Below are 5,317 nucleotides of genomic sequence, written 5' to 3'. Positions count from 1 at the left end.
TGGCGGCGCCCACCTCGCGGGTGTTGGCATTGCCGCCCAGGTCGGGCGTGCGCGGCCCATCGCGCAGGACGGTTTCGATGGCCTGGACGATGGCGTCGTGGGCTGCGCGGCCGGCGCCCGTTCCGCGGGCCAGGAAGTCGAGCATCAGCGCCCCCGACCAGATCATCGCGATCGGATTGGCAATGCCCTTGCCGTAGATGTCGGGGGCCGAGCCGTGCACCGGCTCGAACAGGCTGGGGAAGCTGCGCTCCGGGTTGAGGTTGGCCGAAGGGGCCAGCCCGATGGTTCCGGTGGTCGCCGGCCCCAGATCGGAGAGGATGTCACCGAACAGGTTGGTCGCCGCGACCACGTCGAAACGGTCCGGCTGCAGCACGAAGCGCGCCGCGAGGATATCGATGTGGTGCTTCTCCAACGCCACCTCGGGGAAATCGCGCGCCACCGCGTCGGCGCGCTGGTCCCACCAGGGCATGCTGATGGCAATGCCGTTGCTCTTGGTGGCCAGGGCCAGCCTGCGGCGTGGCCGGCTGCGCGCCAGCTCGAAGGCAAAGCGCAGCAGGCGCTCGGCGCCATGGCGCGAGTACACCGATTCCTGCACCACGATCTCGCGCTCGGTTCCCTCGAACATCACGCCGCCCAGGGCCGTGTATTCGCCCTCGGTATTTTCGCGCACCACGATGTAGTCGATGTCTCCGGCACGGCGCCCGGTCAGCGGGCAAGGCACGCCCTCGAACAGGCGCACCGGGCGCAGGTTGACATACTGGTCGAACTCGCGGCGGAACTTCAGCAGCGAACCCCACAGGGACACGTGGTCGGGTACGGTCTCCGGCCAGCCCACCGCGCCAAAGTAGATGGCGTCCATGCCGGACAGCTGCGCCTTCCAGTCGGCTGGCATCATCTGGCCGTGCGCAAGGTAATGATCGCAGTGCGCCCAGTCGAACTCGTGCAGTTGCAGGGAGAGGCCAAAGCGCTCGGCCGCGGCGCGCAGGCAGCGCAATCCCTCGGGCATGACTTCGCGGCCGATGCCGTCGCCGGCGAGCACGGCGATCTGAAAAGGTCTGGTCACAGGAAGACTCCGGGTGGAAAAACGAGGTGGGGCGGGCCGCGTCGGTGCTGCCAGGCGATGGGTCAGCGCGCGAGGGCGGCCTTGACGGCGGCCGACACCTGGCCCATGTCGGCCTTGCCTGCAAGGCGCGCCTTGACCACGCCCATGACCTTGCCCATGTCGGCGGGGCCGCTGGCCCCGGTCTCGGCCACGATGGCGCGTACCGCTTCGGCGATCTCGGCCTCGGACATGCGCTCGGGCAGGTAGGCCGAGAGCACGGCCAGCTCGGCCTTTTCCTGGTCGGCCAGGTCCTGCCGGCCTGCGCCCTCGAAGGCCGTGATGCTGTCCTTGCGTTGCTTGATCAGCTTGTCGAGCGTCGCGACGATGGCGGCGTCGTCCAGTTCGATGCGCTCGTCCACCTCGCGCTGCTTGATGGCGGCCTGCAACAGGCGGATGGTTCCGAGGCGCTGGCTGTCCTTGGCGCGCATGGCGGCCTTCATGTCGTCGGTGATGCGGCTCTTGAGGTTCATGGTCTTCCTTTGCGGGTGGGAGGCGTTGGAACACAAAAAACCCGCGCCTGGCGTCCCGGGCGCGGGTTGGTGTGCGGCTCCTGACCGGGCGCGCCTGCCATCCGGGGGCGTGCGGGGTCGCGCTGCCGCGGCGCAGCGGGAATCAGTACAGCTTCTTGGGCAGCTGCATGCTGCGCACGCGCTTGTAGTGGCGCTTGACGGCGGCCGCCTTCTTGCGCTTCCTTTCGGCGGTGGGCTTCTCGTAGAACTCGCGGGCGCGCAGGTCGGTCAGCAGGCCCAGTTTTTCGATGGTGCGCTTGAAGCGGCGCAGCGCCACGTCAAAGGGTTCGTTCTCTTTTACACGGATGGTCGTCATCAGCTAGTGGTTTCCAAGGTGTGCCGCCAGAGGGCTTGCGGGAAGATCGGGCCCGAAAGCCGTGTGCGGCGGGTTTGCCTGTCTCTAACTAGTATTTGGCCGACAGGCGTTTGCCAGCAAAGCCGCTCATTATATCCCGCTGACACGTGGATGGCCATGGCTACGCTGCGGGCCCGCCTTCATCGCCTGGGGTTCAACGCCTGGGCACAGGCGTGCGCGCTGGCCCAGGCCCATTGGAAGTTGTAGCCTCCCAGCCAGCCCGTGATGTCTACCACCTCGCCGATGAAGTACAGGCCAGGTTGGCTGCGGCATTCCATGCTTTGCTGCGCCAGGGCCCGGGTGTCGACCCCGCCGAGCGTGACTTCGGCCTTTCGGTAGCCCTCCGTCCCGGAAGGGGTTGGCTGCCAGCGTGCCAGGGCTTCGGCGAGCCTGTGCAGGGCGCGGTCGCTCGCTTCGCGGATCGGACGTTGCCATTCGGCGTCCTGCTGGACCCAGGCTTCCGCCAGGCGCGCCGGCACGTATGCTGCCAGCTCATTGGCGATGAGCTTGCGCGAGCGCGCCTTGGCCTCGCGCAGCTGGGCCGCCAGGTCAGACCCGGGGGCGAGGTCCAGCTGCAGGGGGGTACCGGGCCGCCAATAGCTGGAAGCCTGCAGCACGGCCGGGCCGGACAGCCCGCGGTGCGTGAACAGCAGGTCTTCCTCGAACCGGGCGCTGGCCTTTCCTTCTCCGCTGCGTATCGCCACCGGCAGGGACAGGCCGGCCAGGCCGGCATAGGGAGCCCACGCCTGGCCATCGAAGGTCAGGGGCACCAGGCCCGGGCGCCGCTCGACGAGCGGGATGCCGAACTGCTGGGCGATGCGGTAGCCGAAATCGGTGGCGCCGATCTTCGGGATCGACAGCCCGCCCGTGGCGACGACCAGGCTGCGCGCCTCCACCCGTCCGCGGTCGGTGTCGATCTCGTAGCCGCCGCGCTGCGGTGCGCGCTGCGGTGCGCCCTGCGGCGCGGCGCTCGCGACGCCCCGGACGCTGCAGGGCTGCCAGCGCTCGACCTGGCCGTCCGCGCATTCGGACAACAGCATCTGGATGATGTCGTCGGCAGACCGGTCGCAAAACAGCTGGCCCCTGTGTTTCTCGTGGAAGGCGATGCCATGGCGGCGCACCAGCGCGATGAAATCCTCGGGGGTGTAGCGCGACAGCGCCGAGCGGCAGAAGGCAGGGTTCTCGCCGAGGAAGTGGCGCTGCGGCGCGCGCACGTCCAGCTCGCGGTTGGTGAAGTTGCAGCGCCCGCCGCCAGAGATGCGGATCTTCTCGGCCACGCGCGGGGAGTGGTCGATGAGCAGGACCTTCAGGCCACGCTGGCTGGCCTGGGCAGCGCAAAAGAGGCCGGCAGCGCCGGCACCGATGATGACGGCGTCGTAGTGGGGCACGGGGTCGGGAGGGGGAGTGGGCCCGCCATTGTCGCCCGGCGGCGCTAGCGCCAGTACTGCCCGTCCGGTCCGATCACCGCGATGTCCACGTAGCGCGAGCCGTGCCGCTCGCCAGGGCCGAAGCGGTAGACGTAGCTTCCCAGGTCGAGCCGCCCGAGGCCCTCCATGGCGCGGGCGATGTCGGCTCCGGTGGCGGAGGGCCCGGCTGCCCGCGCAGCCCTTCGAGGAGCGCGCGCGCGTCCAGGTAAGCCCGGAAGCGGTCGTAATCGGGTTCGAGCCCGCGCTGTTTCATGGAGGCCTGGAAGTCGCGCGTGATCTGGGTCGTGGCGCGCCGCGGCGGTGGCGTCGTGCGGGCGACGGCGAGGCCGCGTGCATCGCTTCCCAGCGAGCGGATGACCTGGGCACCGGCGCCGAGCGACAGGGTGTAGAGCGGCACGACCAGGTGGGCGTGGTGGGCGCGCACGTAGGCCACCACCGGCGGGCCGGCGGCCAGCATGACCACTGCCTGGGGCTGCGCCGCGGCGAGGGCGCGGGCGGCTTCGGTGGCGTTTTTGCCGCTGCTGTCCATGGCCTGGACTCCCGCCACCGTCGCCCCCTCGGCAGCGATCGCCTGTTCGACCAGCGGCAGCGTGGATCGGCCAAAGTCGTTGTTCTCGTGGACGATGCCGATGCGCGTGCTCTGGATGGACACCAGGTTGCGCACGATCTGCCCGATCTCGTCGGCGTAGCTGGCGCTGGTCGTAAACAGCCAGGGACTGGCGGCCGCGTGGAGGGCGGGGCTGCCGGTGTAGACGCTGATCAGTGGGGTGCGGCTGCGCTCCAGGTAGGGCAGCAATGCCAGCACCTGGCTGGTGCCTGCCTGGGCGAACAGGGCGACGACGCCATCCTGCTCCACCAGCCGGCGGGCGTTCTCCAGGGTCCGCTTCGGGTCGAAGCCGTCGTCCAGCGTCACCAGGCGCACCTTGCGACCGCCGATGCCGCCCTGGGCATTGAAGTCTTCGATGGCTGCTTCGTGGGCCTCGTGCAGGGGCTGCAGGAACGGGGCCATGGGACCGGAGAGGGCGCTCGAGCGCCCGACCAGGATGTCGGTGCGGGCGCCGGTCGCTGGGCGTGCAGCCGCCTGGGGCTGGGCGAGGGCGGTGGCCGGCAGCAGTGCAGCGCAGCCTCCCGCAGCGAGGGTCTGGAGCATTCGGCGGCGGCCCGCTGCGGTCGGGAGGCGCGGCGGGGGGCCGGATGGGCGGGGCGGGTAGGGGTCATGGAAAGGGGAGCGTTCGCAGAGTGGGGTTGCCTTGGCCGGGCCTGCGCCGGCGACGCGGGGATTGTTCCCGCGGCCGTGGAGTGCGCAATCCCGGGTTTGTCCGGGTCGCCTTCAGCGGTCGCTGCCGGTGCGCTGCATGGTGGGCGAGGCCGGTGCGAGGGATTGCAGGCCCCGCACCACGTCGCCCACGACGATCACGCTCGGGCTTGCCAGGCCTTCGCGCTCGATGGTGGCGTGCAGCGCGTCCAGGGTGGTGGCGACGTGGCGCTGGTGGGCAAGGGTGGCGTGTTGCACCACGGCCACGGGCGTTCCGGCAGCCAGTCCGCCGGCCAGCAAGCCGTCCTGGATCTGCCGGGCGCTGCGCATGCCCATGTAGATCACCAGCGTCAGATGTGCCTGGCGCGCCGTGGCGGCGAGCAGGGCCCAGTCGATCCCCTGCCCGCCGGGCTGCGCATGGCCGGTGACGAGCAGCACGCCCTGCGCGTGGGCGCGGTGCGTGAGCGGCACGCCCAGGGCGGTGGGCGCCGCCAGACCCGCGGTGATGCCGTTCACTACCGCGGGCTCGATCCCTGCGGCGCGCAGCGCCTCGACTTCCTCGCCGCCTCGGCCGAAGATGAAGGGGTCGCCGCCCTTGAGCCGCACCACCGCCTCGCCCGCCCGCACCTCGGCGACCATCAGGCGTTCGATGAAGGCCTGGGGCGTGCT

General features: G+C 70.4%; 6 protein-coding genes. All 6 read right to left on the bottom strand.

The window, feature by feature from the left end; genetic code table 11:
- Positions 1-1,006 (bottom strand): tartrate dehydrogenase (locus A612_RS05610; protein WP_051001449.1); only part of this gene is annotated, 1,006 nt, incomplete at its 3' end.
- Positions 1,007-1,125: 119 nt separating this feature from the next.
- Entirely contained in the window at positions 1,126-1,572 is a 447-nt protein-coding gene (locus A612_RS05605) for a GatB/YqeY domain-containing protein (RefSeq protein WP_019373551.1), read from the bottom strand.
- Between the two features lie 142 nt (positions 1,573-1,714).
- Positions 1,715-1,927: a 30S ribosomal protein S21 gene (gene rpsU, locus A612_RS05600; protein WP_007833691.1), complete on the bottom strand. Its 213-nt coding sequence runs from the start codon at positions 1,925-1,927 to the stop codon at positions 1,715-1,717.
- Positions 1,928-2,106: 179 nt separating this feature from the next.
- Positions 2,107-3,354 (bottom strand): BaiN/RdsA family NAD(P)/FAD-dependent oxidoreductase, encoded by a 1,248-nt coding sequence (locus tag A612_RS05595; RefSeq protein WP_019373550.1) that lies wholly within the window; start codon positions 3,352-3,354, stop codon positions 2,107-2,109.
- A 73-nt stretch (positions 3,355-3,427) separates the two neighbouring features.
- Positions 3,428-4,543, bottom strand: coding sequence for an ABC transporter substrate-binding protein (locus tag A612_RS05590; protein WP_241209521.1), 1,116 nt, complete (start codon positions 4,541-4,543; stop codon positions 3,428-3,430).
- Between the two features lie 180 nt (positions 4,544-4,723).
- Positions 4,724-5,317, bottom strand: a 594-nt coding sequence (gene cobA, locus A612_RS05585) for a uroporphyrinogen-III C-methyltransferase (RefSeq protein ID WP_019373549.1), incomplete at its 5' end; no start/stop codon positions are given.

The sequence above is a fragment of the Melaminivora alkalimesophila genome, assembly GCF_000282995.1.
GTDB classification, from domain to species: domain Bacteria; phylum Pseudomonadota; class Gammaproteobacteria; order Burkholderiales; family Burkholderiaceae_C; genus Melaminivora; species Melaminivora alkalimesophila.
This window is presented reverse-complemented; position numbering and strand designations above follow the sequence as displayed.

Excerpts from the sequence above, each read along its gene's own strand:
- A612_RS05605 (WP_019373551.1), bottom strand. The coding sequence starts at position 1,572 with ATGAACCTCAAGAGCCGCATCACCGACGACATGAAGGCCGCCATGCGC.
- rpsU (WP_007833691.1), bottom strand. The coding sequence starts at position 1,927 with ATGACGACCATCCGTGTAAAAGAGAACGAACCCTTTGACGTGGCGCTG.
- A612_RS05590 (WP_241209521.1), bottom strand. The coding sequence starts at position 4,543 with ATGCTCCAGACCCTCGCTGCGGGAGGCTGCGCTGCACTGCTGCCGGCC.